Annotated in this window: 21 protein-coding genes and 1 pseudogene; 5 read left to right on the plus strand and 17 right to left on the minus strand. The window is 75.3% G+C overall.

All coding sequences use genetic code 11. The features are described 5' to 3' along the window. The first annotated feature begins 164 nt into the window (after positions 1-164). Entirely contained in the window at positions 165-920 is a 756-nt protein-coding gene (locus E4N63_RS03145; protein ID WP_185831230.1) for a GntR family transcriptional regulator, read from the plus strand. Positions 921-1,053: 133 nt separating this feature from the next. On the opposite strand, the gene E4N63_RS03150 is transcribed toward E4N63_RS03145, so the two are convergent. The 7 genes and pseudogenes from E4N63_RS03150 to E4N63_RS03180 form a co-directional block, all read right to left on the minus strand. Beyond that, a complete protein-coding gene (locus E4N63_RS03150; protein WP_230239827.1) occupies positions 1,054-1,368 on the minus strand; it encodes a CAP domain-containing protein in 315 nt (104 codons plus the stop codon). 779 nt (positions 1,369-2,147) lie between these two features. After that, positions 2,148-2,636, minus strand: a complete 489-nt coding sequence (locus E4N63_RS03155; protein ID WP_228430343.1) for a GNAT family N-acetyltransferase — start codon at positions 2,634-2,636, stop codon at positions 2,148-2,150. 94 nt (positions 2,637-2,730) lie between these two features. Next, a complete protein-coding gene (locus E4N63_RS03160; protein WP_125625642.1) occupies positions 2,731-4,041 on the minus strand; it encodes an NAD(P)/FAD-dependent oxidoreductase in 1,311 nt (436 codons plus the stop codon). A gap of 143 nt (positions 4,042-4,184) precedes the next feature. Beyond that, positions 4,185-4,550, minus strand: a complete 366-nt coding sequence (locus tag E4N63_RS03165) for a DUF6343 family protein (protein WP_125625641.1) — start codon at positions 4,548-4,550, stop codon at positions 4,185-4,187. 115 nt (positions 4,551-4,665) lie between these two features. Then, a pseudogene (locus E4N63_RS03170) lies at positions 4,666-5,058 on the minus strand (DUF2267 domain-containing protein); the annotation flags it as partial. A 140-nt stretch (positions 5,059-5,198) separates the two neighbouring features. Then, positions 5,199-6,152: a glycosyltransferase family 2 protein gene (locus tag E4N63_RS03175; protein ID WP_125625639.1), complete on the minus strand. Its 954-nt coding sequence runs from the start codon at positions 6,150-6,152 to the stop codon at positions 5,199-5,201. Positions 6,153-6,319: 167 nt separating this feature from the next. Continuing rightward, positions 6,320-7,228: a glycosyltransferase family 2 protein gene (locus tag E4N63_RS03180; protein ID WP_230239828.1), complete on the minus strand. Its 909-nt coding sequence runs from the start codon at positions 7,226-7,228 to the stop codon at positions 6,320-6,322. Between the two features lie 132 nt (positions 7,229-7,360). Here E4N63_RS03180 and E4N63_RS03185 point away from each other — a divergent pair, with 132 nt between their 5' ends. Next, positions 7,361-7,603, plus strand: coding sequence for a DUF6480 family protein (locus E4N63_RS03185; protein ID WP_125625637.1), 243 nt, complete (start codon positions 7,361-7,363; stop codon positions 7,601-7,603). Between the two features lie 48 nt (positions 7,604-7,651). Here E4N63_RS03185 and E4N63_RS03190 read toward each other — a convergent pair whose 3' ends face one another. Then, a complete protein-coding gene (locus E4N63_RS03190) occupies positions 7,652-8,800 on the minus strand; it encodes an NAD-dependent epimerase/dehydratase family protein (RefSeq protein WP_230239829.1) in 1,149 nt (382 codons plus the stop codon). Between the two features lie 76 nt (positions 8,801-8,876). After that, positions 8,877-10,712: a transketolase gene (locus E4N63_RS03195; protein ID WP_125625635.1), complete on the minus strand. Its 1,836-nt coding sequence runs from the start codon at positions 10,710-10,712 to the stop codon at positions 8,877-8,879. A gap of 180 nt (positions 10,713-10,892) precedes the next feature. Between E4N63_RS03195 and E4N63_RS03200 the strand changes: the two genes are divergently transcribed. Further along, complete coding sequence (locus tag E4N63_RS03200; protein ID WP_230239830.1) at positions 10,893-12,116, plus strand: aromatic acid exporter family protein; 1,224 nt, start codon at positions 10,893-10,895, stop codon at positions 12,114-12,116. Positions 12,117-12,221: 105 nt separating this feature from the next. Here E4N63_RS03200 and secD read toward each other — a convergent pair whose 3' ends face one another. Together secD and E4N63_RS03210 are read right to left on the minus strand one after the other, a co-directional pair. After that, a complete protein-coding gene (gene secD, locus E4N63_RS03205) occupies positions 12,222-14,591 on the minus strand; it encodes a protein translocase subunit SecD (protein WP_230239831.1) in 2,370 nt (789 codons plus the stop codon). Between the two features lie 186 nt (positions 14,592-14,777). After that, positions 14,778-15,194: a hypothetical protein gene (locus E4N63_RS03210; protein ID WP_125625634.1), complete on the minus strand. Its 417-nt coding sequence runs from the start codon at positions 15,192-15,194 to the stop codon at positions 14,778-14,780. Positions 15,195-15,337: 143 nt separating this feature from the next. Here E4N63_RS03210 and E4N63_RS03215 point away from each other — a divergent pair, with 143 nt between their 5' ends. Both E4N63_RS03215 and E4N63_RS03220 read left to right on the plus strand, forming a co-directional pair. Then, positions 15,338-17,002 carry a hypothetical protein gene (locus E4N63_RS03215; RefSeq protein ID WP_230239832.1) on the plus strand — a complete coding sequence of 555 codons (1,665 nt, stop codon included), beginning with the start codon at positions 15,338-15,340 and terminating at the stop codon, positions 17,000-17,002. Positions 17,003-17,028: 26 nt separating this feature from the next. Beyond that, positions 17,029-17,565 (plus strand): DUF6328 family protein, encoded by a 537-nt coding sequence (locus E4N63_RS03220; RefSeq protein WP_019707996.1) that lies wholly within the window; start codon positions 17,029-17,031, stop codon positions 17,563-17,565. 93 nt (positions 17,566-17,658) lie between these two features. Here the strand turns inward: E4N63_RS03220 and E4N63_RS03225 are convergent, their stop codons facing one another. The 6 genes from E4N63_RS03225 to E4N63_RS03250 all read right to left on the minus strand — a co-directional run bounded on the left by E4N63_RS03225 (position 17,659) and on the right by E4N63_RS03250 (position 24,114). After that, complete coding sequence (locus E4N63_RS03225) at positions 17,659-18,852, minus strand: alcohol dehydrogenase catalytic domain-containing protein (RefSeq protein WP_125625624.1); 1,194 nt, start codon at positions 18,850-18,852, stop codon at positions 17,659-17,661. Positions 18,853-19,180: 328 nt separating this feature from the next. Then, on the minus strand, positions 19,181-20,326 hold the full coding sequence (gene nrfD / locus E4N63_RS03230) for an NrfD/PsrC family molybdoenzyme membrane anchor subunit (RefSeq protein WP_185831313.1): 1,146 nt from the start codon (positions 20,324-20,326) through the stop codon (positions 19,181-19,183). Continuing rightward, on the minus strand, positions 20,323-21,291 hold the full coding sequence (locus E4N63_RS03235) for a 4Fe-4S dicluster domain-containing protein (protein ID WP_230239833.1): 969 nt from the start codon (positions 21,289-21,291) through the stop codon (positions 20,323-20,325). Before E4N63_RS03235 ends, nrfD begins: the two co-directional genes overlap by 4 nt. Next, positions 21,288-21,797 carry a molybdopterin dinucleotide binding domain-containing protein gene (locus tag E4N63_RS03240; RefSeq protein WP_308188634.1) on the minus strand — a complete coding sequence of 170 codons (510 nt, stop codon included), beginning with the start codon at positions 21,795-21,797 and terminating at the stop codon, positions 21,288-21,290. The genes E4N63_RS03235 and E4N63_RS03240 overlap by 4 nt, the downstream gene beginning before the upstream one ends. A 161-nt stretch (positions 21,798-21,958) precedes the next feature. Then, positions 21,959-22,129 carry a hypothetical protein gene (locus tag E4N63_RS03245; RefSeq protein WP_185831312.1) on the minus strand — a complete coding sequence of 57 codons (171 nt, stop codon included), beginning with the start codon at positions 22,127-22,129 and terminating at the stop codon, positions 21,959-21,961. A gap of 500 nt (positions 22,130-22,629) precedes the next feature. Then, a complete protein-coding gene (locus E4N63_RS03250) occupies positions 22,630-24,114 on the minus strand; it encodes an SDR family NAD(P)-dependent oxidoreductase (protein ID WP_125625621.1) in 1,485 nt (494 codons plus the stop codon). Between the last annotated feature and the right edge of the window lie 202 nt (positions 24,115-24,316).

Here is a 24,316-nt window from a genome sequence, read left to right on the forward strand (position 1 = left end):
CCGGGCGGTCGCGGCCGTCCCGGGGCTCCGGCACGGGGCGCTCCCGGCCGTGCGGACCGCCTCTCCGCGCGCCCGCACGGCCGGCGCCGCGTCCCGCACCGTGAGGTCAGGACAAACTTCTGACATGACTTCCTGTTGACCTGACACATGGGTACTCTCACCAGGTGACCACTCCCCCGCCCGCAGAACCCCGGTTCACGCTGGACCGCACCAGCCCGGTGCCGCTCTACTACCAGCTCGCGCAGCAGCTGGAAGCGGCCATCGAGCACGGCGTACTGTCCCCGGGCAGCCTGCTGGGCAACGAGATCGACCTCGCGGGACGTCTCGGGCTCTCCCGTCCCACCGTCCGCCAGGCGATCCAGTCGCTGGTCGACAAGGGCCTGCTGGTGCGGCGCCGGGGCGTCGGCACCCAGGTGGTGCACAGTCAGGTCAGGCGGCCGCTGGAGCTGAGCAGTCTCTACGACGATCTGGAGGCCTCGGGGCAGAACCCCGCCACCCGCGTCCTGCACAACCGCGTCCGGCCCGCCACCCCGGAGGTCGCCGCCGCTCTCCGGATGGCCGAGGGGAGCGAGGTCGTCATGCTGGAGCGGCTGCGCCTGACGCACGGGGAACCGGTCGCCTTCCTGTGCAACTTCCTGCCCGCCGGCCTGCTGGATCTCGACAGCGCCAAGCTGGAGGAAACCGGTCTCTACCGGATGCTGCGAGCCGCCGGCATCACGCTGCACAGTGCCCGCCAGTCCATCGGAGCCCGCTCCGCGACCGCCGAGGAGGCCGAGCGGCTGGGCGAGGCCGAGGGCGCCGCCCTGCTCACCATGGAGCGCACCGCCTACGACAACACCGGCCGCCCGGTCGAGTTCGGCGCCCACGTCTACCGCGCCTCGCGCTACGCCTTCGAGTTCCAGCTCCTCGTGCGCTCCTGACACCCCGGGTTCCGGCGGCCGCCCGCACACGGGGCCGGGTTCCGTGTACCCGGCTGCTCCCGGCAGGCACCGGCCTCCCCGGGCAGGCCGGAGGGGTACCCGCCGGCCGGGGCGCGTCTCCGGGGCTCCTCCGTCAGCGGCCGGTGGCGAAGACCTGGGTCCACCAGGGGCCACCGCTCTCGTGGAGACCGAGGCCCATTTCCTTGAAGTCGCAGTTGAGGATGTTCGCCCGGTGGCCTTCGCTGTTCATCCAGCCGTCCATGACGGCGGCCACGTCCGGCTGGCCCTTCGCTATGTTCTCGCCGACGGCGGACCAGGTGTAGCCCTCGCGTTCGACGCGCTGGGCGACGGTCGACCCGTCGGTGCCGGTGTGCGAGAAGTTCCCGCTGGACGCCATGGCGCTGCTGTACTTCTCGGCGGCGCTGTCCAGCCGTTCGTCGGCGCTCACCGGCCCGCAGCCGGCGCTCGCGCGGGCTTTGTTGACCAGGCTCAGGACCTCTCCGGCGACGCCGGTCGCGGCCGTCTCCGGGGCCTCGGCCGGCCGCTCCGCGGTCTTGGGGGGCTCCGGCGCCCGGGTGGGGGTGCTCTTCCGTACGGTCTGCCGGTCCGCCTTCGCCGTCGTACGGTCCGGCCGCGGGGCGGCGGTGCTCTTGCTCTTCTCCGCCTTCGGCGACGGGCTGCGCCGGGTGGCGGACGGGGAGGGGACGGCGTCGTCTCCCCGGCGGTGGGGACGCCGGGGAGGCGCCGCTCCCGGCCGCGGACCGGGGCTCGGAGGCCACGGTCGAGGGGCCGTCGTCGTCCAGGGCGAGTCCCGCGCCGACGCCCGCCATGACCGTGAGCGCGCCGGTCGCCAGGGCGATGGGGCGCAGCGGTACGGAACGGCGCTTGCGGTGGCGGGATCTCATGGGGGGAACCTCCGGACCTGGTGTCCGGACGGCCCGCGCTCGCGTGCGCGGGCCGTACGGACCGGGACCGCCGGCGGTGACCTCGCCGACGCGTTCCCGACCCTAGGGCCCCGGTCGCGCGCAATCGCTCAGAGGAGCGATTCTTAAAGTACCCATAAGGAAATGCTCAAGGAGCGCTTGGAGAACCCGTGCTCCGCACGACCGTTCCCTTACGGAGGGTGATGAACCGCCGGTCGGGCGGTGGTCCCCCGGAACGGTGAACTGTGCGCCCGGGCACGCCCGTTCGCCGGAAAGCGGGGTTCCGGCAGGGCCCGTTCCGCGGTCAGAGGCGGCGGTGCATGATGTGCAGCCCCACATAGCCCTGCACGGGATGGTGGAAGCCCTCGGGCAGGGTGCCCAGAATCTCGAAGCCCAGGGACCGCCAGAGCGCGACGGCCCGGGTGTTGCTCTCCACCACGGCGTTGAACTGCATCGCCCGGTAGCCCTCGGCGCGCGCCCACGCGATCACGTGTTCGCCGAGCGCGCGGCCCACGCCCCGCCCGGCCGCCGCCGGGTCGACCATGAAGCTCGCACCGGCGATGTGCGAGGCGCCGCCCATGTGGTTGGGGTTCGTCTTGGCGGTGCCGAGCACGGTGCCGTCCTCGTCCACGGCGACGACGGTGCGGCCCGGCGGCCGGAGCATCCAGATCTCGCGGGCCGTCGCCTCGTCGAGGTCGCGGGGGTAGGTGTAGGTCTCCCCCGCGGCGACGATCTCGCGCAGGAACGGCCAGATGGCGGGCCAGTCGTCCGGGGTGGCTTCTCTGATGTGCATGGACGCCATCATCACGCGGCGGCGCCCCGGACGGCGACCGCGTTTCCGTGCGCGGCGGCCGCCCGGGGCGCCGGAGGCGCCGGGCCGGACGCGGTCAGGCGTAGGTCCGTACCGGGAGTTCGGGCGAGGAGTTCTCCAGCGGCACCGCGTCGGAGCGGACCAGACCCATCTGCACCGCCTGCCGCGACAGGGCCGCGTCCAGCAGCCAGTCGGCGCCGGTACGGAGCCGGTTGCCCGGCATCGCGGCCAGATGGTAGCCACGGGTAACGGCCTTGGCGACGGGCCCGGACAGCGGCACCCGGAGCGGGTTGGCCGCCGCCTGGAAACCGCCCAGGTCCACCACGAAGCCCAGGTCGCGGTGGCGGTACGGGCTGCGTTCGCCCTTGCCGTAGGAGGCCGCGATGTTCTGCGCGGCGGTCTTCCCCTGCCGCCAGGCGTGCTGGGCGGTCATCGGGGTGATCTCGCCGGGCTGGGTGAGGTCGGGCACGGCCGCGGCGTCACCGCAGGCGAACACCTCGGGGTGGCCGGGGACGTTGAGGTACTCGTCGACGCAGAGCCGCCCCTTCTCGGTGGGCAGGCCGAGGTCGCCGACGAGCGGGTCGGGCCGGACGCCGACGCACCAGATCAGCGAGTGGGTCGGGACGAAGCGGTCGTCGGTGAGGCGCACGCCCTCCTTGGTGGCCTCGGCGACCGAGACGCCCATGGCGACCTCGACCCCCCGCCGCGTCAGCACCCGCTCCGCCGTCTCCGCCATGTGCCCGGGCAGTCCGGGCAGCACCCGCGGGGCGATGTCCAGGAGCATCCAGCGGGGCGGTTCGCGGTCGCGCAGCGAGGGCTGGTGCCGGGCGAGTTCGTCGGTGAACAGCTTGCCGTGGGCGGCGACCTCGGTACCGGTGTAGCCGGCGCCGACCACCACGAAGGTGCAGCGCGCGTCCCGTTCGGCGGGGTCGTCGGCGACGTCGGCCAGTTCGATCTGGCGGGTCATGTGATCGCGCAGATAGAGCGCCTCGGGCATACCGCGGAAGCCGTGCGCGTGTTCGGTGACCCCCGGGATCGGCAGCAGCTTGTTGACGCTGCCCGCGGAGAGCACGAGCCGGTCGTACGAGATCTCGCGGCGGTTGCCCTCCGGGTCGACCAGCCCGACCCGGCGCCCGTCCAGGTCGATGTGGTCGGCCTCGCCGAGCATGAGCCGTACGTCCGGCAGCGTGCCGGGGATGGACACCGAGATCCGGCGCGGTTCGAGGATGCCGGTCGCCACTTCCGGGAGCAGCGGTACGTAGAGGAAGTAGTCGTGCGGGTTGACCAGTACGATCTCCGCCGCCCCCTTGGCGAGGCGGCTGAGCGTACGGGCGGTCTGGTAACCGGCGAAGCCGGCTCCGACGATGACGATGCGCGGTCGGCTCATGGTGGCGTCCAGTTCGCTTCCTGCTCGGCGTCACGGTTCGTCCTGTCTGTTGCCTGCGGGTTCCCCCGACGGGCGGGGCGAATCCCCGCAGTGGCCGCGGCGGAGGCGCCGGGCCCCCGCGGCGGGAGCGGGGGCCGGTCCGCTCAGCCCCGGTGCCGGCCGTTCCGCTCGCGCCGCCGCCGGCGCACCACGACCAGCAGGTCGAGCGCCGCGAGGACGGCGAGGACGGCGCAGATGCCGGCGATCAGGGCCAGCGACCCGCTGCTGGGCGCGGAGTCCGCCCCGGCCGAGGCCGACCAGAGGGAGAACAGGATCGCGCCGACGAGGAAGAGCGGGGTGTAGACGGCGGCCAGCAGCAGCCGCAGGCCGAGCGCGCTGCGCGCCGTGACGGGTTCGTCGCCGGTGCGCTCCCAGCGCCGGCCGACGACACCGGAGCGGGACCGGGGCACCGGTCCCCCCTCCTCCGGACCCTGCCGGGTGCGGCCGCGGCCGCGGTCCTCCTGAGGCATGGTTCCTCCGTACGTTGTTGGGTGGCCCGGGAGGGCCGGCGGGTCCGGCCGGGGCGGTGGGGTCAGCCCCGGGGCCGCTCTCCCCGGTCCGCGCCTCGGGCAGCAGTTCGCCGATGTCGCGCGGGAGGACCGCCGTGAGCTTGTGCATCAGCTCCGGGCTGACGGCCGCGTCGAGCACGTCCAGGACGGCCGCCGCCTCCCGCAGCGCCTCCTCCTCGGAGTGCCCGCTGCGCCAGGCGATCCGCCCCGCGAACGAGGTGATGTCGAAGCGCTCGCCGTGGTCGCGGCTGTACTCCCGCTGCCGGGGCGCGGCCTCGTGCGCGGCGGTGATCCGCCGCACGGCCTCCGCGGCCCCTTCCGGGAGCTGCGCCGCGAGGTGGTCGGCCAGCCCGTCCGGCACCCGTTCGGCGAGCGTTTCCAGGGTGGCTTCGAGGGCCCGCTCGGCCGACTGCCGGTCCGGGAGCCGGGCACTGGCCTGCACCTTTCCGGTGAGTTCTTCGTAGCGCATGGTGAGCACCGCCTTGTGACGATTCCTGAGGGTTCCGCGGCTCCGCGGACCGGAGCCGCTCACTGCTTTCCGGGTGACCGCCGCGGGCCCTTCCGTAACCCGTCCGGGGCAACCGGTCCGGCCCGCCGGGCCGGGGCGACTCAGCCCACGTAGCGGCGGGCCGTGGAGCGGCGCTGTTCGTCCTCCAGCAGGCGCAGCCTGCTCTCCACGCCCTCCGGTACGGTCCGCCGCTCGCGCAGGACCCACGGCAGCCCGGCGAGGGCCAGCCCGAACGCGCGCAGGGAGGGCCGGTCGCGGGGGACGGTGCGGGCCAGCCGGAGAGTGCGGCGGGCCGCGGCCGGCCAGGGCCGCCGGAGCCAGGAGAACCAGAGCGTGTTGCGGAGGCCGTCCACCCGGCGGCCGGTCGCGTCCCGCGCGGAGGACGGCGCGTGGTGGACGGTGGCCCGCTCGGCGTAGACGAGCCACCAGCCGCGGGCGGCCAGGTCGGTGGCGAGCAGCTCCTCCTCGCCGCCGAGCCACAGCCGGGGCGAGAAGCCGCCTGCCGCGCGGAAGGCGTCGGTGCGGAGGGTGGTGGCGGCGGCGAGGAAGGAGCCGAGGGCGGGGCCGGGCAGCCAGTCCGGACCGTCGAGGGGCGAGTCGCGCAGCTCGGCGACGATCGGGTCCTCGGTGCCGGCGGGCTCGACGACGATCCGCGCGGTGACCCCGGCCACCCCCGGGTGGGCGTCGAGGAGGTCCGCCGAGGCGGCCAGTGAGCCGGGGGCCCACCAGGAGTCGTCGTCGCAGAAGGCGACGTAGGGGGTACCGACCTCGCGCACGGCCAGATTGCGGCCCACCGCGCCCAGATTGCGCCGCGGGCGCAGCAGCCGCACCCAGGGGTGCGACCGGGCGACGGCCTCGGCCGTGCCGTCCGTGGAGCCGTTGTCGACGACGATGACCGGCGGCTCCTCGGGGAGCGCGGCCAGCCGGGCGAGGGTGTGCAGCAGTTCGTCCCGCCGGTCGCGGGTGATGACGACGACAGTGGTGCGCCCGTCGGCCCCGCGCCCCGGACGACGGCCGGACCGGGCACGGCCTGCGGTGCCCGGGGTCCCGCCCACGGGGTCCGGGGTCCCTCCGCCCGGCGCACCGGGGGCGGTCTCCCCGCCTGCCGCGCCGTGGCGGGTGCCGCTCCGGCCTTCCGGTCCGGGCGGGGACGCCGGAGACACCGCGGGCCGGCCGCCGTGGTGCGGGGTGTCCGAGGCGCCGGGGGTGTCACGGTCGCGGGTCACGAGGCTCGCTGCCCCTCCAGCCGCCGGACGGCGCGCTCCAGGTACGGCGGCAGCGGATCACGGAACCGGAGGGAGGCGGGGAGCCGGGCGAGGGCGCCGCTCAGCGCCTCCCGTGCGGAGATGTCGGAGCGGGCCGCGACGGCGAGCCGGGCCGTGCGCCGCAGGGCCGTCGGCAGCGGGCGGCGCAGCCACGCGGTCAGCAGTTCGTTGCGGAGCACCCGGGCGCGGCGGCCGGCGCGCGGACCGCCGGCCGGGTGGTGGTGGGCCACCACCTCGGGGCAGTACACCACCCCCCAGCCGCGGGCCGCCAGATCGTAGGCGAGCAGGGTCTCCTCGCCGCCGAAGAACAGCACCGGGTGGTAACCGCCGGCGTCGAGGTAGGCCTCCCGCCGGGTGACGGCGGCGCAGCCGAGGTAGCCGAGCACCTGCGGGCCGGGCAGGTCGTGGACGCGGCCCAGCGGGGAGGCGGCCAGGACGTCGTTGAGCGGGTCGGGTTCGTCGTCCGGTCCGACGAGGGTGCCGGCGGCGATCAGGCCCAGCCGGGGATGCGCGTCCAGGATGCGGGCGGCGCGGGCCAGGGAGCCCGGGTGCCACCAGGAGTCGTCGTCGCTGAAGGCCACATAGGGGGTGTCCAGGGCGCGTACCCCGTCGTTGCGGGCGAGGGCGCCGCGGTTGACCGCCAGCGGCAGCGTCCGGACCTCCGGGAAGCGCTCGGCGACCATGGCCCGGGTGTGGTCGGTGGAGGCGTTGTCCACGACCACGATCTCCGGGCGCTCCGGCAGGTCGAGCAGGTTCCGCAGGGTCACGGCGAGGGAGTCGGCCCGGTTGCGGGTGGCGATCACCACCCCCACCTCGGGGGTGGCCGCGGTGCCCTCCGCCCCGTCTCCAGCGGTGGCTTGCGTCATCCCTGCTGTCCTTCCTTCCGTCGGGGCCGCGTCCGGCACCTTCCCGCGTACCCCCGTTCCGTCACCGGACACGGCGGGCGGCAGGACCGGACCGGCAGGTGTGAGACGGCGATCCCTGCGCACTCGGTGCGCATGAACCACAGGAAGCGGAACCAGGACCCCGATCCCCGGAGCACCACCGGTCTGGAGCCCGGCGGCGGTGTGCCGCCCGGGGAGACGCCGCCCGTGGAGGGCGGCCTCTCCGAGACCGGGCCGGCGGATCTGCCGCACAACCCGTCGAAGGGCTGGGGCAAGGGCCCGATCATCCTCATCGGGGCGGTCGTGCTGCTCTTCGCCGTCTTCATGGTGGTGCGCGCCGCGGCTCTCTGGGAGTGAGCCGGGCGGAGGCACAAGGCTCCCGCCGCCCGGCCCGCGCCCGGTGGGTCAGGGCCGCTCGCCGACGCCCGTCGCCACCTCGGCGGCCCGGCCACCGCCGGGCAGGCTCGACGCGAGCGGAGCCGTGTCCATGCCGCGCTCCTCCCGCAGCCCGTCCACGAAGGCCATGAGCGCCTCCCGGGCGGTGTACCGGGGGCGCCAGCCCAGTTCCTCCGCGGCACGCCGGGTGTCCATGAGCGGCAGCCGCAGGACCGCGTCGAAGAGCTGCGGGGAGGCCGGCACGAGATGCAGCCGCCAGGCCGCGGCCAGGCCGGACCGCACGGGCCAGGCGGGCATCCGTACGACGCGGGCGCCGAAGAGCTCCGCGAGCATCGGCGCGTCGACCGGCGGGTCCGCGGCCAGGTTGTACGCGCCGTGCGCGGCCGGTGAGGTGACGGCCAGGCGGTAGGCCTCGGCCGCGTCGTCGGTGTGCAGGGCCTGGAAGCGGAGACCGGGCAGGTCGGGGACGACGGGCAGCAGGTCGGGGCGGGCCATCCGCCGGGAGAGCAGGGGTCCGGCGAAGAGCCGGCGCTGCTGGGAGGCCGCCTCGGGCTTGAAGAGGAAGCCGGGCCGCATCCGCACGACCCGCATGTGCGGGTGCTCGCGCTCGTGGACGTCGAGCGCCCGTTCGATATACGACTTCTCGCGGCAGTAGGCGGCCTCCGGCCAGCCGTGCGTGGGCCAGCTCTCGTCGACGGGGCGGTCCTTGGGCCCGGCCGAGTAGGCCCCGACGGAGGAGGCGTACACCAGGGCGGGGACGCCCGCCGCGGCCGCCGCTTCGAACACCCGGAGACTGCCCAGGACATTGGTCCGCCAGGTGAGCGCGGGGGTGTGCGTCGGCTGGAACAGCCAGGCGAGGTGGACGACGGCGTCGGCGCCCCGGAAGTGCCGGGTGAGGTCGCCCAGGGCGGCGTCCTCGCCGATGTCGACCGCCGCCCACCGGGTGCGCGGCGGCGACCAGCCGGGCAGGCGCCGGGCGAGCCCGAGCACGGACCCGACGGCCGGGTCCTCGCTCAGGGCGCGCACCACGCTCGTCCCGACATTCCCGGTGGCCCCGACGACCACGACCCGCAGGCCGCCACCGGCGCCGTCACCCCCCTTCCCGCCGGTGCCGGTGGTGCCGGTGCCGTCACTGCCGCCGTGCGGAACGCTGCTCATCGGCGCTGCTCCTCAACAGGTCGAGAACGAATGGGAGAAGGGAGTGAAGAGGGAAGGGGGACGGGGAGGCGGAGGGTCAGCCGGGAGAGGCCACCAGCCGCCGCGCGGCCGCGGTGATCGCCTCCCGGTCGATACCGGCGGCGGCGAGCTGCTCCTCCGCGGTGGCGGAGTCGGGCATGGTGCGGACCGCGAGGCGGGCCACCCGCGGTACGGGCCTGCCGTCGGCGAAGGCCTCCAGCACGGCGTCGCCGAGCCCGCCCTCGGACCGGTGGTCCTCGACGGTGACGATCCGCCCGGTGTCGCGGGCGGCCTCGTGCAGGGTCTCGGCGTCGACGGGCTTCACCGAGTAGAGGTCGATGACGCGGGCGGCGATGCCCTCCTCGGCGAGCCGGTCGGCGGCGGCCAGCGCCTCGTGGACGGTGACCCCGGCGGCGGCCAGGGTCACCCGGTCCTCGCCGGAGGAGCGGAGCACCTTGCTGCCGCCGATGGCGAACGGCTCCTCGGGCCCGTAGAGCCCCGGGTAGGCGTCACGGGACGTACGCAGATAGCTGATGCCGGGCCGGTCGCACATCGCCGAGACCAGGCGGCCGGTCTGGTTCGGGTCGCAGGGGTACAGGACGGTGCTGCCGTGGACCGCGCGGAACATGGCGAGGTCCTCCAGCGCCATCTGGGAGGGGCCGTCCGGGCCGATGGCCACCCCGGCGTGCGAGCCGGCGACGCGCAGCCCGGCCCCGCTGACCGCGGCCATCCGCAGGAAGTCGTGGGCACGGGTGAGGAAGGCGCCGAACGTGGAGACGTACGGGACCCAGCCGCGGGCCTGGACGCCGACGGCCGCCGCGACGAGCTGCTGCTCGGCGATGTAGCACTCGATGAACCGGTCCGGGTGCTCCTGGGCGAAGAACTTGGCCCGGGTGGAGTCGCTGACCTCGCCGTCGAGGGCGACGACATCGCCGCGCGCCGTGCCGAGCGCCGCCAGGGCACGGCCGTAGGCGTCGCGGGTGGCGACCTCCTCGCCCGGCTCGTAGCGCGGCAGTCGCAGGTCGGCGAGGGGGCGTTCCGACTCGCGGACCTCGGGGGGCGGCTGGACGTCCACCCGCAGGGCGCGCGGCCCGCCCAGTTCCGCGATGGCCTCGGCGGCGTCCGGCAGCGGCTTGCCGTGGGCGCCCTCGCGGTCCTCCACGGCTTCCACGCCCTGCCCCTTGAGGGTCCGGGCGATGACGGCGGTGGGACGGTGCGGGGTGGCTTTCGCCTCGGCGTAGGCGGCCTCGACGGCCGCGGGGTCGTGGCCGTCGATCTCGACGGTGTGCCAGCCGAAGGCCCGGATGCGCCGGGCGTAGGCGTCGAGGTCCCATTCGTGGCGGGTGGGGCCGCGCTGGCCGAGCCGGTTGACGTCGACGATCGCGGTCAGGTTGTCCAGGCCCTCGTGGCCGGCGTACTCGAACGCCTCCCACATCGAGCCCTCCGCCAGCTCGCTGTCCCCGCACAGCACCCAGGTGCGGTACGGCAGCCGGTCCAGGCGCTTGCCGGCGAGGGCCAGGCCGACGCCGACCGGCAGGCCCTGGCCCAGCGAGCCGGTGGCCACGTCCACCCAGGGCAGCCGGGGCGTGGGGTGGCCCTCCAGGCGGCTGCCGTGCCGGCGGAAGGTCAGGAGTTCGTCGTCGCCGATGGCGCCGGCCGCCTTGAACAGGGCGTAGAGCAGCGGCGAGGCGTGGCCCTTGGAGAAGACCAGGTGGTCGTTGCCGGGGTGGTCCGGCCGGTCGAAGTCGTAGTGCAGGTGGCGGGCCAGCAGGACGGCCATCAGGTCGGCGGCGGACATCGAGGACGTGGGGTGGCCGGATCCGGCGGCGTCGGAGGCCCGCACGGCGTCGACGCGCAGTTGCTGCCCCAGTTCGCGCAGGTTGTCGAGATCCATGTCGCCTTCCTCATCGGGTTCCCCGTCGGGAACGTTGCGGATCGGGTTGGGACGTCCACGCTGGGTACCCCGCATCCGGCCCGGCATCCACCGCCGTTCGGCGGGATTCCTCACGCCGTACGACAGGCGTGCGGGTCCGCCGCGCGTGGCAGGGGAGGAGTGATGCCCTACACACCCCGTATGCCGCACAGCCGTATGCCCCACAGCCGTTCCCCGCACGCCCCCTCGCCGTCCCGGTTCCTCCGCGCGGAGGCCGCCGCGGTGGCCCGGTCCGCCCGCCGGGCGTGGTCGGGGCCCGGGCGCGAACGGGATCTTCTCGTCCAGTCCCTGAAGTCCGCGCTGGCCGCCGTCCTCGCCTGGATGCTGTCGTCCTGGCTGCTGCCGGACACCCTCGCCCTGATGGCGCCCTGGGTGGCCCTCGTCCTGGTGCAGGCCACCGTCTTCCGGTCGATGGCGCGGGGCGCGCAGCAGCTCGCGGCGATCGCGCTCGGCACCGTGCTGGCCACCGCCGCCCTGGCGCTGCTCGGCCGTCCGCTGGCGGCGATGGCCGTCGTGCTGCCGCTGACCATCCTCGTCGGCAACTGGCCCCGCCTGGGCGACCAGGGCATCTACAGCGCGACCTCGGCGCTGTTCACGGTGACCGCCTCCGGGGAGGCGACGGCGGTGGTCGCCGGGGAGCGGGTGCTGGCCGCGCTGCTCGGCGCCGGTGTGGCCGTCGCCGTCAACGCCCTGCTGCGCCCGCCGGCGTATCTGCGGGACACCCGCAAAGCCGTACGGAACGTGGTGGAGGAGGCGGCCGCCGCCCTCGAAGCGGTCGCGGACGGTCTGGGCGAGCCGCTGGAGTACGACCGGGCCCGCGGCTGGTACGACCGCGCCCGCCGGCTGCCCCGGCTCATCGGCGATGTGCGGTCCTCGGTCGCGTGGACCCGGGAGAGCACGTGGTTCAACCCCGAGCGGCGCAAGCGGGCGGAGGCGGTCCGGCTCGCGCCGTGGTACGACGAGACGCTGCACACCCTGGAGGAGGTGTCCGGCCATCTCACCGCCCTGACCGCCACCCTTCTGGACGCGGCCGACGAGAAGCGGCCGAGCCCGCGGCCGGACGCGGGGGTGACGGAGCCCTACTCCGCCTTCCTCCGCCAGGTCGCGGGGGTCCTGCGGGCCTACGGCCGGTGGGTGGCCGAGGAGAACGGCGGACGGCGGGAGCGGGAGCTGGACGAGACGGCGGCCGCGGTCGGCGAGACGCACGACCGGCTGCGCGCGGAACTGCCGCGCTGGGCCACCGGAAGCCCGGACTCCGTGGCGTTCTTCGGCTCGCTGCTCCGGCACGCCGGGGGCCTGACGGATCATCTGGCACCCGGCCGCCGCCCCGAGGAGCCCTCCGGGACGGAGCGGCCGGACGAGTGATCCCCGGACCGGGCCGGGGAGGCTCCGTCGGAGCCCCGCGCACTCCCCGGCCGCCTCGTTCCGCGGCGGCCGGGAGGTGTCACGGACGGCGGCCGTCCGGACGCGTCAGACGCGTGCGCCGTGGTCGCCGGCCTCGGGGCGGACGGCCGCCGCGCGGTCCCGGGGCCGCGGCGGGCCGGAACGCTTCCTCGCCGGCGGCGCCGTGGTGCCGCTCCGTCCGGCCAGTTCGACGGCGATCGGCACGGCCGTGAGCACCGAGGAGAACATGCCCACGGTGAGACCGACGAGCAGCGCGACGGCGAAGTCGGTGAGCGAGTCGCCGCCGAGCACGGCGAGGGCCACCAGGATGAAGAGGGCGCCCATGCCGGTGTTGACGGTCCGCGGCACGGTCTGCACCACGGCCCGGCCCGCGACCTCCGCGAACGCTGTGTCCCGGTGCCGCGCCCACAGCTCCCGCACCCGGTCGAAGACCACCACCGAGTCGTTGACCGAGTAGCCGATGACGGTCAGCAGGGCCGCCAGGAACACCCCGTCGACCGGTTTGCCCAGCCAGGCGAAGACCCCGACGAGGATGAGCACGTCATGGGCCATGGCCGCCACGGTCGCCGCCCCGAAGATCCAGCGGAAGCGGACCGCGAGGTAGACGAGCTGGGCGGCCAGCGCGACGCCGAGGGCGATCAGCGCGTTGCGGCGCAGTTCGTCCCCGAGGCTGGGGCCGATCAGCTCGTCGCGGAGCTTCTCGGCGCCGCCGCCCGTCTCCGCCAGGGCGTCCCGGACCCGGAGCACGTCCTCGTCGCCGAGGTCCTCGCTCCGCACGGAGATGCCGCCGTCGCCGGAGGTCTGGACGACCGCGCGCGGGAAACCGGCGTCCGACACGGCCCGGCGGGCCTCCTCGGCGTCCACCGGCCGCTCCGTGGCGTACTCCACGAGACGGCCGCCGGTGAACTCCACGCCGAAGTCCAGTCCCCGGACCAGGATGCCGCTCACCGCCAGCACCAGGACGACCGCCGAGCCGGCGAGCCAGCGCCTGCGGTGCCGCATGAGGCCGGGGCCGCGCCCCTCGAGCCGGCGGCGCAGCCGCCCGCCGCCCGCGATTCCGCTGAGGCCGGGACGCCGCCGCAGCGCGCGCCGGCCGGCCGCGCTCTCGGTCAGCGCCCGGGCCACGACGAGCGCGCTGACCATGGAGGCGAGCACACCGATGGAGAGGGTCACGCCGAAGCCGCGGACCGGCCCCGAGGCGAGGAAGAACAGCAGCACGGCGGCGAGCAGCGTGGTGATGTTGGAGTCCGCGATGGCACTGAACGCGTTGCGGTAACCGGACGTCAGAGCCGAGCGCAGGCTCCTCCCGCGTCGCGCCGCGTACTCCTCCCGGGCCCGTTCGAACACCAGCACGTTGGCGTCCACGGCCATACCGATCGCCAGGACGAAACCGGCCAGTCCCGGCAGCGTCAGGGTGGCTCCGAGGAGCAGCAGCGCCGCGTAGGAGATGAGTCCGTAGCTCACCAGGGCGATCGCGGCGAGGCCGCCGAAGAACCGGTAGACGGCCAGGATGAACAGCGAGGTGGCGAGGATGCCGATCACGGCGGCCCGGGCGCTGGCGTCGATGGCGGCCGCACCCAGGGTCGGGCCCACGGTCCGCTGCTCCACCGTCTCGACGGGCACCGGCAGGGCTCCGCCGCTGATGAGCAGCGCCAGTTCCTTGGCGTCCTCCGCGCCGAAGTCACCGGTGATCCGGGTGGAACCGCCGGCGATCCCGCCGCCGCAGCGGACGGAGGGATCGACCTGCGGCGAGGAGATCACCTCGTCGTCCAGCACGATGGCCACCCGCCGGGCGGGGTCACCGGGCGGGGCACAGGCGGCCTCGGCGGTCAGCTCGCGCCACTTCTCCTTGCCCGCGCCCCGCAGGTCCACGGTGACGTACCAGCCACCGCCGGTCTGTGCGTCGAAGCCGGCGTCGGCCCCCTCCACGAGGGCGCCGCTCAGCCCGGCCGGGCCGATGCGCAGCGGCTGCCCGTCCTCGTCGGTAAGGGTCCGTTCGTCCTTCTCCTTCTTCTCCTTCTTCTCTTCCGCCGTGTCCTCGCCGGTGTCCTCCCGGGCGGACTCACCCGCGCCGGTCACCGGATGGAAGGTCAGCTGCGCGGTGCGGCCGAGGACCTCGGCCGCCTGCCGCGGATCCTGCACCCCGGGGAGTTCGACGATGATGCGCCGCTCCCCGGAGCTGGTGATGGTCGGTTCGGTCACGCCGAGGGCGTCGACCCGGCGGCGCAGCACCTCCAGGGTCCGTTCGGTGGCCTCCGGTCCGGCCTCCGCCCGGGACGAGTCACGGGTCTCCAGGACGATCTGTGTGCCGCCGCGCAGATCGAGCCCGAGCCGGGGCGGCTTGGTGAAGCTCAGCCAGACGGACGCGGTGACGACGGCAAGGGCGATGAACACCCGCACCCAGTGGGCGCGGGAGGATGTGGCGTGCGTTTTCACACTGCCTCCAGCAGGCACGCCGTGACCGCTCCGGGGCACGGCGGAGGACGACGAGGGGGACGCCGGTGCCTGGGAGCTGCCCGGGGCCGGCCCGCCGCCGGGCAGGGCGGAACGGGGCCCGCGTGCGCGCGGGAGGGAGCACGTGCCGGACGGCGGCTCCTTCGCCGCCGCTCCGTCCGCTCCCGGTCACCGGCCTCGGAGAGCTCCGGGGCCGGGAGGCGCGCGGCCGGAACGCGGAGTGTGGTGCGCCGTGCCGGTCGCGGGCCGGGGGGCCGCCGCGGGCGCCCGGTGGCGGACCGTGGCCTGCCCGGCGTGCCGGACCGGTACGGCGGCGGGCATCCCGGTGTGGTGCCGCTGGTGGTCGTCCCCGACGGCGGCGGCCGCCCGGCCGGAGGACAGGATCCCGGGGACGGCCACCCGCTCGGTGACGGCGGCCGAGTGGTCCGCCGGACCGGTGTACGCGGGCGGGTCGGCGCTCCCCGCCGGAGAGGACAGCGGCGGACCGCCGAGCAGCACGGCGAGCACCGCGAACAGCGCGGAGAGCACTCCCGCCGGCCGCCGGCCGAGGGAGGAGCGGCGGGAACCGCCACCGGACGGACGCATCGTCCTCCCCCTCCGCCGACACCGGGTGAACGGCCGACCCTAGCCCATCCCGGCCGGCCGGCGCGGCAGCAACAGGGGCTCCGCACCGGCGGATTCGCGGCCGTTGTTCGTACGGGTCCGGGAACAGCGGATACGGTGATCCGGTGGCGATGATCGGGGACGGAACGGTACCGGGGGCCGTGCTGCTGTTGGCGGCGGCACCCGTGGGCAGGGGCCGGCTGGTGGACGCGGCGTCCGCGCTGCCCGCGCTGGCGGCCGTGCGGCCGGAGGTGCTCACGGGCACGGCCGCGGCCGGCGTCGTGGAGCTGGTGGAACCGGCCGACCCGCAGGTGGTGCTGGTCCGGCTGCGGAGCGCGGCGGCCACTCCGGGACCGCTGCTGGTCCTGCTCATCGGGCAGCTCACACTGGACCGGCGGCAGCAGTTGCCGCATCTGGCGCTGGCGCGCACCACGGCGGCGACCGCCCGCTACACCGCGCTGCCCTGGCACTGGCTCTCCGCCGAACTCCAGTTCCGGCCGCCGGGCGCCACCACGGTGCTGGCCGATCTGACGGCCGACCAGGCAGCCTGGGAACGGCTGCCGCCGCTCTCCGCGCTGGCGGTGGCCGGGGCCGATCTGTACGGGGCGGTGTCCCCGCCGCCGGGCCGCCGGGCCGCGGCGGAGCCGCTCTACAGCCGGGCCGTCGCCGGTCTGCTCCGGTCCGCCACGGGCCGGCCGTCCCCGGCGGAGCTCCACGATCTCGCCGTCGCCCGCGCCGGGCTGCCCGACGGGGCCCGGCTGCTGACCCCGCTCACGACGGGGCCCGCGAACGCGTACCCGGGCTGCCCGTCCTCCCCTCCGGCATGGCGCCCCCGCCGCCCTCCCCGGGCCGGCCCGCACCGCCCGCCGTTGCGGGCTCACCGCACCCCGCCGCCCGCCGGCGTCCGCACCGGGCACCGGCGGCCGGCCGCCCCGCCCCCGCCACTGCCGAGAACCCGGCGTCGCCGGGCGGATCACCGCACAGCCCGCACAGCACGGACCACCCGCACGACCCGCACGACCCGCACAGCATGGACCGCCCGAACGCCGCGCCCGGCGGCGGCACCGCCGCGCCTGCCGCCGCAACTCCGGACAGCTCTCCCCCGCCGGACGTATCCCCGGGCAACCCGGCACCCGCCGCCCGGCGCACCTCGGGGCGGGCACCCGCCGGGGGCGTCTCCCGCGCCGCCCACCGGAGTCCGGCACGGAGCCGCCGCACCGGAGGCCCGGTCCTCGGCGGCCACGCCCGCCCCGGCCGGCTCCCCGTCCCGCCGCCCGCGCGGCCCCGGAGACCCCGGCGCCGCCCCGGCCGACCCGCCCCCGGCGCCCGCCGTCTCCACCGCGCCCGCCTCCGCCGCGCCGGAGGACCCGCATCCGGCCATCCTCGCCGCCGCGCACGAGGGGAGGCACAGCGAGGCGGCCGCCATGGCCGCCGCCTGGGAGCAGCACGCGCTGCGCCACCACGGCCCGGACTCCGCCGAGGCGGTGCACTGGCTGGAGGTGCGGGCCGATCTCGCCCGTCTCGCCGGGGACTTCGGCCGCTCCTGCGAACTCTGGCTGTCCGCGGCCTCCGCCCGGCTCGGCGCCGGGGAGCCGGAGGACGGGCGGGACGTGGTGGCCGCGGTGGACCGCGCGCACCACTGCTGGGAGCAGTTGGGCGACGGTGATACGGCCCGGAGTCTCGCCTCACGGCTTGCCGCCCTGCGTCACCGGGTACCCGGACCACGTCCCGGTGCCGTCGAGGCGCTGGAACGCCGTATCGAGACCCTCGGCGCCGTCGGCGCGAACTGAGGGACGCAGCAGGAGGAGCCGCCCCGATGCCCCACGCCTATGAGCCGCCCACCGGACGCGACGAGACGAAGGAGGAGCAGGCCGACCGGAAGTGGGGCGAGCTGCTGCAGGAGGTGCGGGTCGCGCAGACCGGCATCCAGATCCTTCTGGCCTTCCTGCTGACCTCCGCGTTCTCCCCGCGCTTCCCGGATCTCGACCCGTTCGGCAAGGATCTCTACGTCTTCACGATCATGTGCGGGGCTGGGGCCACAGGGGCGCTGATCGCGCCCGTCACCCTGCACCGCATGGTCACCGGCTACCGGCTGAAGCCGCAGACGGTGCTGTGGGCCTCGCGGTTCACCATGGTGGGGCTGGTGCTGCTGCTGGTCACCGTGGGAGCCGCGCTGGCGCTGATCCTCCGGTTCGTCATGGAGGACACGGTGGCGGTCTGGCTGGCGTCCGCCGTGCTCCTGTGGTTCGCGGGCTGCTGGTTCCTGCCCGCGGCCTGGCTGCGGCACAAGCGGCGCGAACTGTGCGAGGGCCCCGGCGACACGGACGTCAAGCGGGTGTCCGACGGCGGGTGACGGCGGGCGGTACGGCGTACGGGCGTGCCCGGCGGACCGGATCACCGGCCGCCGGGCACGCCCGTGTGCGGAGGGACCGTCCCCGGGCCGCCGTCAGACGGCGCCGGGGCGGAAGAGGGTCTTGACCATCCCGTCGCCCTTGTCCTGGAAGGTCTTGTAGGCCTTCGGCGCGTCCTCCAGGGGCAGCGTGTGGGTGGCGAAGCTCTCCACGCCCAGGGGATCCTCGTCGGTGAGCAGCGGCAGGATGTCGCCCACCCAGCGGTGCACATTGGCCTGGCCCATCCGCAGCTGCACCTGCTTGTCGAACAGCGTGAGCATCGGCAGCGGGTCGGCCATCCCGCCGTAGACGCCGCTGAGCGAGATCGTGCCGCCGCGCCGCACCGCGTCGATGGCCGTGTAGAGGGCGGCGAGCCGGTCGACCCCCGCACGGCTCATCAGCTTCTCGGCGACGGCGCCGGGCAGCATCCCGACCATCTGGTGGGCCAGCTTGGCCGCGGGCGCCCCGTGCGCCTCCATGCCGACGGCGTCGATGACGGCGTCGGCGCCCCGGCCGCCGGTGAGTCCGCGGACGGTGTCGCCCAGGTCCTTGCCGTGCTCGTCCATGCCGAGCACGTGCACGCCGCGGTCCTCGGCGCGCCGCAGCCGTTCGGGGACCCGGTCGACGCCGATGACCGTCTCCACGCCCAGGTGGCGCGCGATCCGGCAGGCCATGTCGCCGATCGGGCCGAGGCCGAGGACGAGCAGGCTGCCGCCGGGCGGCACGGCCGCGTAGTCGACGGCCTGCCAGGCGGTGGGCAGGACGTCGGAGAGATAGACGAACCGATCGTCCGGCGGCCCGTCCGGGACCTTGATGGGCAGGGTGTTGCCGAACGGCACCCGCAGATACTCGGCCTGGCCGCCGGGCACCTGCCCGTAGAGCTTGGTGTAGCCGAACAGGCTTCCGCCGGTGTTCCGGTCGCGGTTCTGGGTGGTCTCGCACTGCGAGTGCAGCCCCTGCCCGCACATCCAGCAGGTGCCGCAGGAGACGTTGAACGGGATCACGACGCGGTCGCCGGCCTTGACGGCGGTGACCTCGGAGCCCGTCTCCTCCACCACGCCCATGGGTTCGTGGCCGAGGATGTCGCCCGGTTCCAGGAAAGGCCCGAGGACTTCGTAGAGGTGCAGGTCCGAGCCGCAGAGGCCGGTGGAGGTGATCCGGACGATGACGTCCGTGGGGTCCTGGATGACCGGGTCGGGGACCGTCTCCACCCGCACATCGCGCTTGCCGTGCCAGGTCAGGGCTCTCATGGTCGTTCTCTCCCTCTCGCGGTGGTGCCGGTCCGCCGGCGGGACGGCCGGACCGGTGGTCGTACGGGGACGGCGCCGTGTGCCGCTGTGCGGGCTCCGGCGGCCGGGACGGCCGGTCTCCGGGACGGGACACGACGGACGGGCGGGCCGGCCGTGATCCCCCGGTGCGGCCGGCCTCCCCCGGAGCCGTCGGCCGGTGCCGCGGGCCGTCCCTCGGGCGGTGGCCGTCGTGCGCGTCCGGACCTTCCGGTGTGCGCCGTCCGGCCCGTCCCGGCCGCCCGCGCCGTCAGCACCGCCCGTGCTGCCCGCGCTGCCCCCGCTATCCGTGTTATCCGTGCTGTCCGTCTTGCCCGTCCCGGGCGCCGGAATCCCCGTCCGCTCCTCCGGCCACCCGGGCGGCGGCCTCGGCCGCCCGCCGTTCGCGCCGTTCCCGCTGCGGGACGACGGTGTACGCGGGATCCTCCGCCGAGGCGACGCCCGCGTGGAACACCCCGAAGCGGGTGCAGGCCGAGCCGGCGAGCAGCGCGAGGCCGCTCACGGCCGCCGCGCTCCGGTACCGCCGGCCGAGCACCGCGGCGCCCAGCGCCCCGCCCGCGGTGAGGAGTTCGGCGGCGCGCATCAGCTTTCCGGCCTTCCCCCGTTCGTAGGTCTCGGCGATCATGCCGAGCCGGCGCCGCTTCAACCGCAGGGCGGCCGCCTCGCCCGCGGCGGCGAGCACGGCCGCGCGCCGCGCCGGGGCGTTCTCCCGGACCGGGGCGGTGACCAGGGCCATGCCGGAGGCGGCGGCCGTCGCCGAGGAGACGAAGACGTACGGCAGTTCGCGGTGGGCCTCGTGCCAGGCGGGGACGGCCGTGTCGGCGGCCAGCACGGCGGTGTACGCGGCGACGACGGGCCCGAGCAGCGCCGCGGTGCCGGTGGCAGCCGTGTTGATCCGCGGCAGCCGCCCGGTGGTCTCCAGGACGGCGGCGGCGCCGGCGGCGGGCCCGTAGGCGGCGAGCAGCCAGGAGCCTACGCTCATCGGGGAGGTCGGTTTGAACACGCGGAGCATGTTGGCGAACCGCTCCGGCCGCCCGAGGTCGTGAATGAGGGCGGCGGTGGAGGCCGTGACGGCCGCCAGCGAGGAGAGCTTCATCGCCTTCGCGGTGGTGGGGCGCCCGCTGAGCCGGGCCCCGGCGGCCAGTACGGAGCCGGCCCCGGCGAGCCCGCCGGCGAAGAAGTAGCCGGCGATGTCCGTGGCCTCCCAGCCCGGTGCCTTGATGACGGGACGGCCGTAGTAGGACTCGAACTCGGCGCGGGGCACCATCGGTTCCTCGCCGCGCCGTTTGCCGCGGCGCCGTTTCCGGTCCGTCTTCCCGGCGGCCGCCTCACCGGAGCGCTCCGGTGAGGTGCCGCCGGGCTGGAGGCTGTCCGGGACGGCCTCGCGGCCCGCGCGCTCGCCCCGGACGCCGTCCTTGGTGACGTCGGAGTCCGTCATCGGCCCAGTCCCCTTCCGAAGACGCCGGTACGTGCGGTGCCCGCGCCCCGGCGCGCGGCCGGGGAGGACAGGAAGGCGGTGGCGATCCCGCCGAGGAGGGAGAGCGCGGCCACACCCGCGTGGGTCCACATCCGCGGCAGGTCGCGGGTGGTGACGACCGGGTCCGGTGGCAGACCGTAGACCTCGGGCTCGTCGAGGAGGAGGAAGAAGGCGCCGTCGCCGCCGACCCCGTCCTCCGGGTCCTCGCCGTACAGGCGGGCGTCCGTGACGCCGGCCTCGCGCAGCTGTTCCACCCGCCCGGCGGCGCGCTCGCGGAGTTCGTCCAGCGGGCCGAACTGGATGGAGTCGGTAGGGCAGGCCTTGGCGCAGGCCGGCTCCATGCCCTCGCCGAGCCGGTCGTAGCACATCGTGCACTTGAACGCCCGGCCGTCGCTCGGCCGTTGCTCGATGACCCCGTACGGGCAGGCGGGCACGCAGTAGCCGCAGCCGTTGCAGATGTCCTCCTGCACGACGACGGTGCCGAACTCGGTGCGGAAGAGCGAGCCGGTCGGGCAGACGTCGAGGCAGGCGGCGTGCGTGCAGTGTTTGCAGACGTCGGAGGACATCAGCCAGCGCAGCTCGGTGCGGCCGTCGGGATGCGGCACCTCGGCCCCGGGCGTCACGGGGCCGGCGGGCTCCGGGGGCGCGGGGGCGCGGGTGACGGCGCTCTGCTCGATGAAGGCGACGTGCCGCCAGGTGGAGGCGCCCAGCCCCTGGGTGTTGTCGTAGGACATCCCGGTCAGCGACAGGCCGTCCTCGGGGATGGCGTTCCACTCCTTGCACGCCACCTCGCAGGCCTTGCAGCCGATGCAGACGGAGGTGTCGGTGAAGAAGCCGACCCGCTCGGGGTGGCCGGTGTGCCCGGCCCCGCCGGCCGGGTCGGCCTCCGGTCCGGAGAGCAGGTCCCTCAGGTCGATCTCGGTCATGACCGGGCCTCCGTACCGGTGTGTGCGGTGATGCCGGCGCGTTCGCGGTAGCCGGCGACGAGCCGGGGCAGACCGCGGCCGCGCGGCCGGCGGCCCGGGCGGATGCCGGCGGTCAGGGCCTTGTCCTCCCGGATGCGGGTGCTGGAGTTCCGGACGATGGCGGTGAGTTCGTTGGCCGCGTCGCCGGTGGCGACACCGCCGGGCCCCCGTCCGTGCACGGTCAGTGGCCTGATCCGCTCGGTGACCCTCACCCGTGCCTCGATGGCGTTGCGGGCGGTGACGACGGTGGCACGGCCCCCGTGCTCCAGGCCGCGGCGCTCGGCGGCGAGGGCGGGCGGGACCGCGCAGTACGGGCGGACCGACTCGACGACCCGGTCCGCCGTGGCGGTCCGGGCCGTCAGCTGTTCGCCGTGCCGGGATCTCGCGGCTGCGCCGCGCCCCAGTGGGTCCTTTCCGGTGAGTTGCCGGTACACCGGCCATTCGAGCATCCGGCTGCGCACGCCCATCCGTTCCTCCGCCGTCCGCCGCTACTGCACTGCAGATCTGCTGAGCTGATCATCGGGACGGGCCTCGGGTGCCCCCCGATGCGGGCGCGAAACGCGAGGACCCGCCGGGCAGGGTGCTCCCGGCGGGTCGTCGGGCGGCCGTACGGGGACGGCCTGCGGCGTCAGTCGATGCCGCGGAGGATGTGGGATTCGGCCGGGTCGTCGTCGTAGCCGGCGAGCCGGATGGGGGCGACCCTGGACCACACGTCCAGATTGAGGGGCTCCTTCTGGCGGGCGGCAGGGTACTCCTCGGGTTCCGCCAGAAGCTGGTTGCTCTTCTTCTCGGTTGTCACCGCGCACTCCTTAGTGTCGGGTGCACCGAACGCCGTATGCCCGGGAAACCGCGCAGCCAGAGGCACGCGGCCGGGCGCCGACGCCCGATGGGGCTAGTGGAAAGTCACTGCGGGCGCGGTGGCGCCGGAGATGCGGACCGGGAGTGCGGCCATGGTGGCTGGCCTGTCCCGGGACGGGCCGAGGGTCTCGGTGCTCCCTTTACCGGAAGGCTGTCCGTCTGCTGTCCAGCCTACCCCCACCTGCGCGGAAGCGCTCGCGGATATCCGGATCCGGATACCGGAGACGGCTGGGGCGGCCCGGCGTCCGTGCGGCGGGACGCCGGGCGGGCGGGGAATCCGGACGGCGCGTGGAGCGCCGGAGGGCCCGGGCGGCCGCCCGGCTCCTCCGGGTGAGGGCGCGGGGAGGAGGCGACGGCGCGGGGACGCGAGGGCTCGGGAACGCGAGGGCTCGCGGGGCACGGGGTACGCGGGAACGCCCCCGGCCGCCGGCCGGCCCCGGCTCACCAGCCGGAGGGCGCGTAGTCCTTCAGGAAGCAGCCGTACAGATCCTCGCCCAGTTCACCGCGGACGATCGGGTCGTAGACCCGGGCCGCGCCGTCGACGAGGTCCAGCGGGGCGTGGAAGCCGGCCTCGGCCAGCCGCATCTTGTCCGGGTGCGGGCGCTCGTCGGTGATCCAGCCGGTGTCGACGCTCGTCATGAGGATGCCGTCGGTCTCCAGCATCTCCTGGGCGCTGGTGCGGGTGAGCATGTTCAGCGCGGCCTTCGCCATATTGGTGTGCGGATGTCCGGCGCCCTTGTAGCCCCGGCCGAACACCCCTTCCATGGCGGAGACGTTGACCACGTACTTGCGGCGCGCGGAGGAGGCGGCCATCGCCGGGCGCAGCCGGCTGACGAGGATGAACGGCGCGGTGACATTGCAGAGCTGCACCTCCAGCAGCTCGACCGGCTCCACCTCGCTCACCGTCTGGATCCAGCTGTTGGTGTCGGCGAGGTCCGGGATGAGCCCGCCCGCGTCGATGGCGTTGCCGGCCTCGATCCGCGCGGGGGAGGCGGAGCCGCTGGTCAGCGCCAGGGCGGCGAGGGAGTCCGGGGTGATGCCGGCGCGGTCCCCGGCGGCGGGCAGCGCCTGCTGGGCGCCGCTGCCGAAGCTGCCGAGGACGAGGGGCTCCGCGAGACCGCCGCCGGACGGCAGCGGCGCGGTCTCGCCGGCCACCAGCTCGGCGTAGGAATCCGGGGAGCGGCGCACGGTCTGGGCGGCGTTGTTGATGAGGATGTCCAGCGGGCCCTCGGCGCTCACCGCGTCCGTCAGCGCCACCACCTGGGCCGGGTCGCGCAGATCGATTCCGACGATCTTGAGCCGGTGGAGCCAGTCCCCGCTGTCGGGCATCGCCGAGAAGCGGCGGGCGGCGTCCTTGGGGAAGCGGGTGGTGATGGTGGTGTGCGCGCCGTCGCGGAGCAGCCGCAGCGCGATGTACATGCCGATCTTGGCGCGGCCGCCGGTGAGCAGGGCGCGCCGCCCCGTCAGATCCGTCCGGGCGTCGCGGCGGGCGCGGTTCTCCTTGGCGCAGGGCTGGCAGAGCTGGTGGTAGAAGGCGTCCACCTCGCGGTACCGGGTCTTGCAGATGTAGCAGGAGCGGGGGCGTTCCAGGATGCCGACGATCTCCGTGGCCGCGGAGGCGGCGAGGGGGATGCCGGCCGTCTCGTCGTCGATGCGGTCGGCGGATCCGGTGGCGGTGGCCTCGGTGACGGCCTTGTCGTTGGCCGTCTTGGCGGCCCGGCGCTCCTGGCGGCGGCGCTGCTTCACCGTGCGGTAGATCCCCGCGGTGGCGCGCCGCACCGTGATGGCGTCGGGGTGGTCCAGCGGCAGGTCGTCGAGTTCCGCGAGCACGCCGAGACACGCGGCCAGCCGCTCCGGGTCGATGCCGGGGTGCTCCTGCTCGGCCTGCTCCGCCTGCTCGGCCCGGCCGTCGTCTGTCACCGTCATCGCCGCTGCCGCTTCCGTTCCCGCTCCGGTGCGTCCGGGTGCGCACACTCCGGCGGCACTTTACGGAGCACCGGGCGGCTCCGCCAAACCGGGCCGGGCCCGCGGGAGGAACGTCACACCGGTCCTCCGGAGGTGAGGGGACGGGACGGTCGCGGGCGGGTCCGGGCGTCGCGGGCGGTGCCGAGGCCGGGAGCGGGGCCCG

Source organism: Streptomyces sp. MNU89, assembly GCF_020982505.1.
In the GTDB taxonomy this organism is placed as follows: Bacteria; Actinomycetota; Actinomycetes; order Streptomycetales; family Streptomycetaceae; genus Streptomyces; species Streptomyces xinghaiensis.

Bases quoted from the DNA above. Each gene is read 5' to 3' on its own strand.
- E4N63_RS03155 (WP_228430343.1), bottom strand. From the start codon at position 2,636: ATGCACATCAGAGAAGCCACCCCGGACGACTGGCCCGCCATCTGGCCG.
- E4N63_RS03160 (WP_125625642.1), bottom strand. From the start codon at position 4,041: ATGAGCCGACCGCGCATCGTCATCGTCGGAGCCGGCTTCGCCGGTTAC.
- E4N63_RS03165 (WP_125625641.1), bottom strand. From the start codon at position 4,550: ATGCCTCAGGAGGACCGCGGCCGCGGCCGCACCCGGCAGGGTCCGGAG.
- E4N63_RS03180 (WP_230239828.1), bottom strand. From the start codon at position 7,228: ATGACGCAAGCCACCGCTGGAGACGGGGCGGAGGGCACCGCGGCCACC.
- E4N63_RS03185 (WP_125625637.1), top strand. From the start codon at position 7,361: ATGAACCACAGGAAGCGGAACCAGGACCCCGATCCCCGGAGCACCACC.
- E4N63_RS03190 (WP_230239829.1), bottom strand. From the start codon at position 8,800: ATGAGCAGCGTTCCGCACGGCGGCAGTGACGGCACCGGCACCACCGGC.
- E4N63_RS03195 (WP_125625635.1), bottom strand. From the start codon at position 10,712: ATGGATCTCGACAACCTGCGCGAACTGGGGCAGCAACTGCGCGTCGAC.
- E4N63_RS03200 (WP_230239830.1), top strand. From the start codon at position 10,893: ATGCCGCACAGCCGTATGCCCCACAGCCGTTCCCCGCACGCCCCCTCG.
- E4N63_RS03210 (WP_125625634.1), bottom strand. From the start codon at position 15,194: ATGCGTCCGTCCGGTGGCGGTTCCCGCCGCTCCTCCCTCGGCCGGCGG.
- E4N63_RS03220 (WP_019707996.1), top strand. From the start codon at position 17,029: ATGCCCCACGCCTATGAGCCGCCCACCGGACGCGACGAGACGAAGGAG.
- E4N63_RS03225 (WP_125625624.1), bottom strand. From the start codon at position 18,852: ATGAGAGCCCTGACCTGGCACGGCAAGCGCGATGTGCGGGTGGAGACG.
- nrfD (WP_185831313.1), bottom strand. From the start codon at position 20,326: ATGACGGACTCCGACGTCACCAAGGACGGCGTCCGGGGCGAGCGCGCG.
- E4N63_RS03235 (WP_230239833.1), bottom strand. From the start codon at position 21,291: ATGACCGAGATCGACCTGAGGGACCTGCTCTCCGGACCGGAGGCCGAC.
- E4N63_RS03240 (WP_308188634.1), bottom strand. From the start codon at position 21,797: ATGGGCGTGCGCAGCCGGATGCTCGAATGGCCGGTGTACCGGCAACTC.
- E4N63_RS03250 (WP_125625621.1), bottom strand. From the start codon at position 24,114: ATGACGGTGACAGACGACGGCCGGGCCGAGCAGGCGGAGCAGGCCGAG.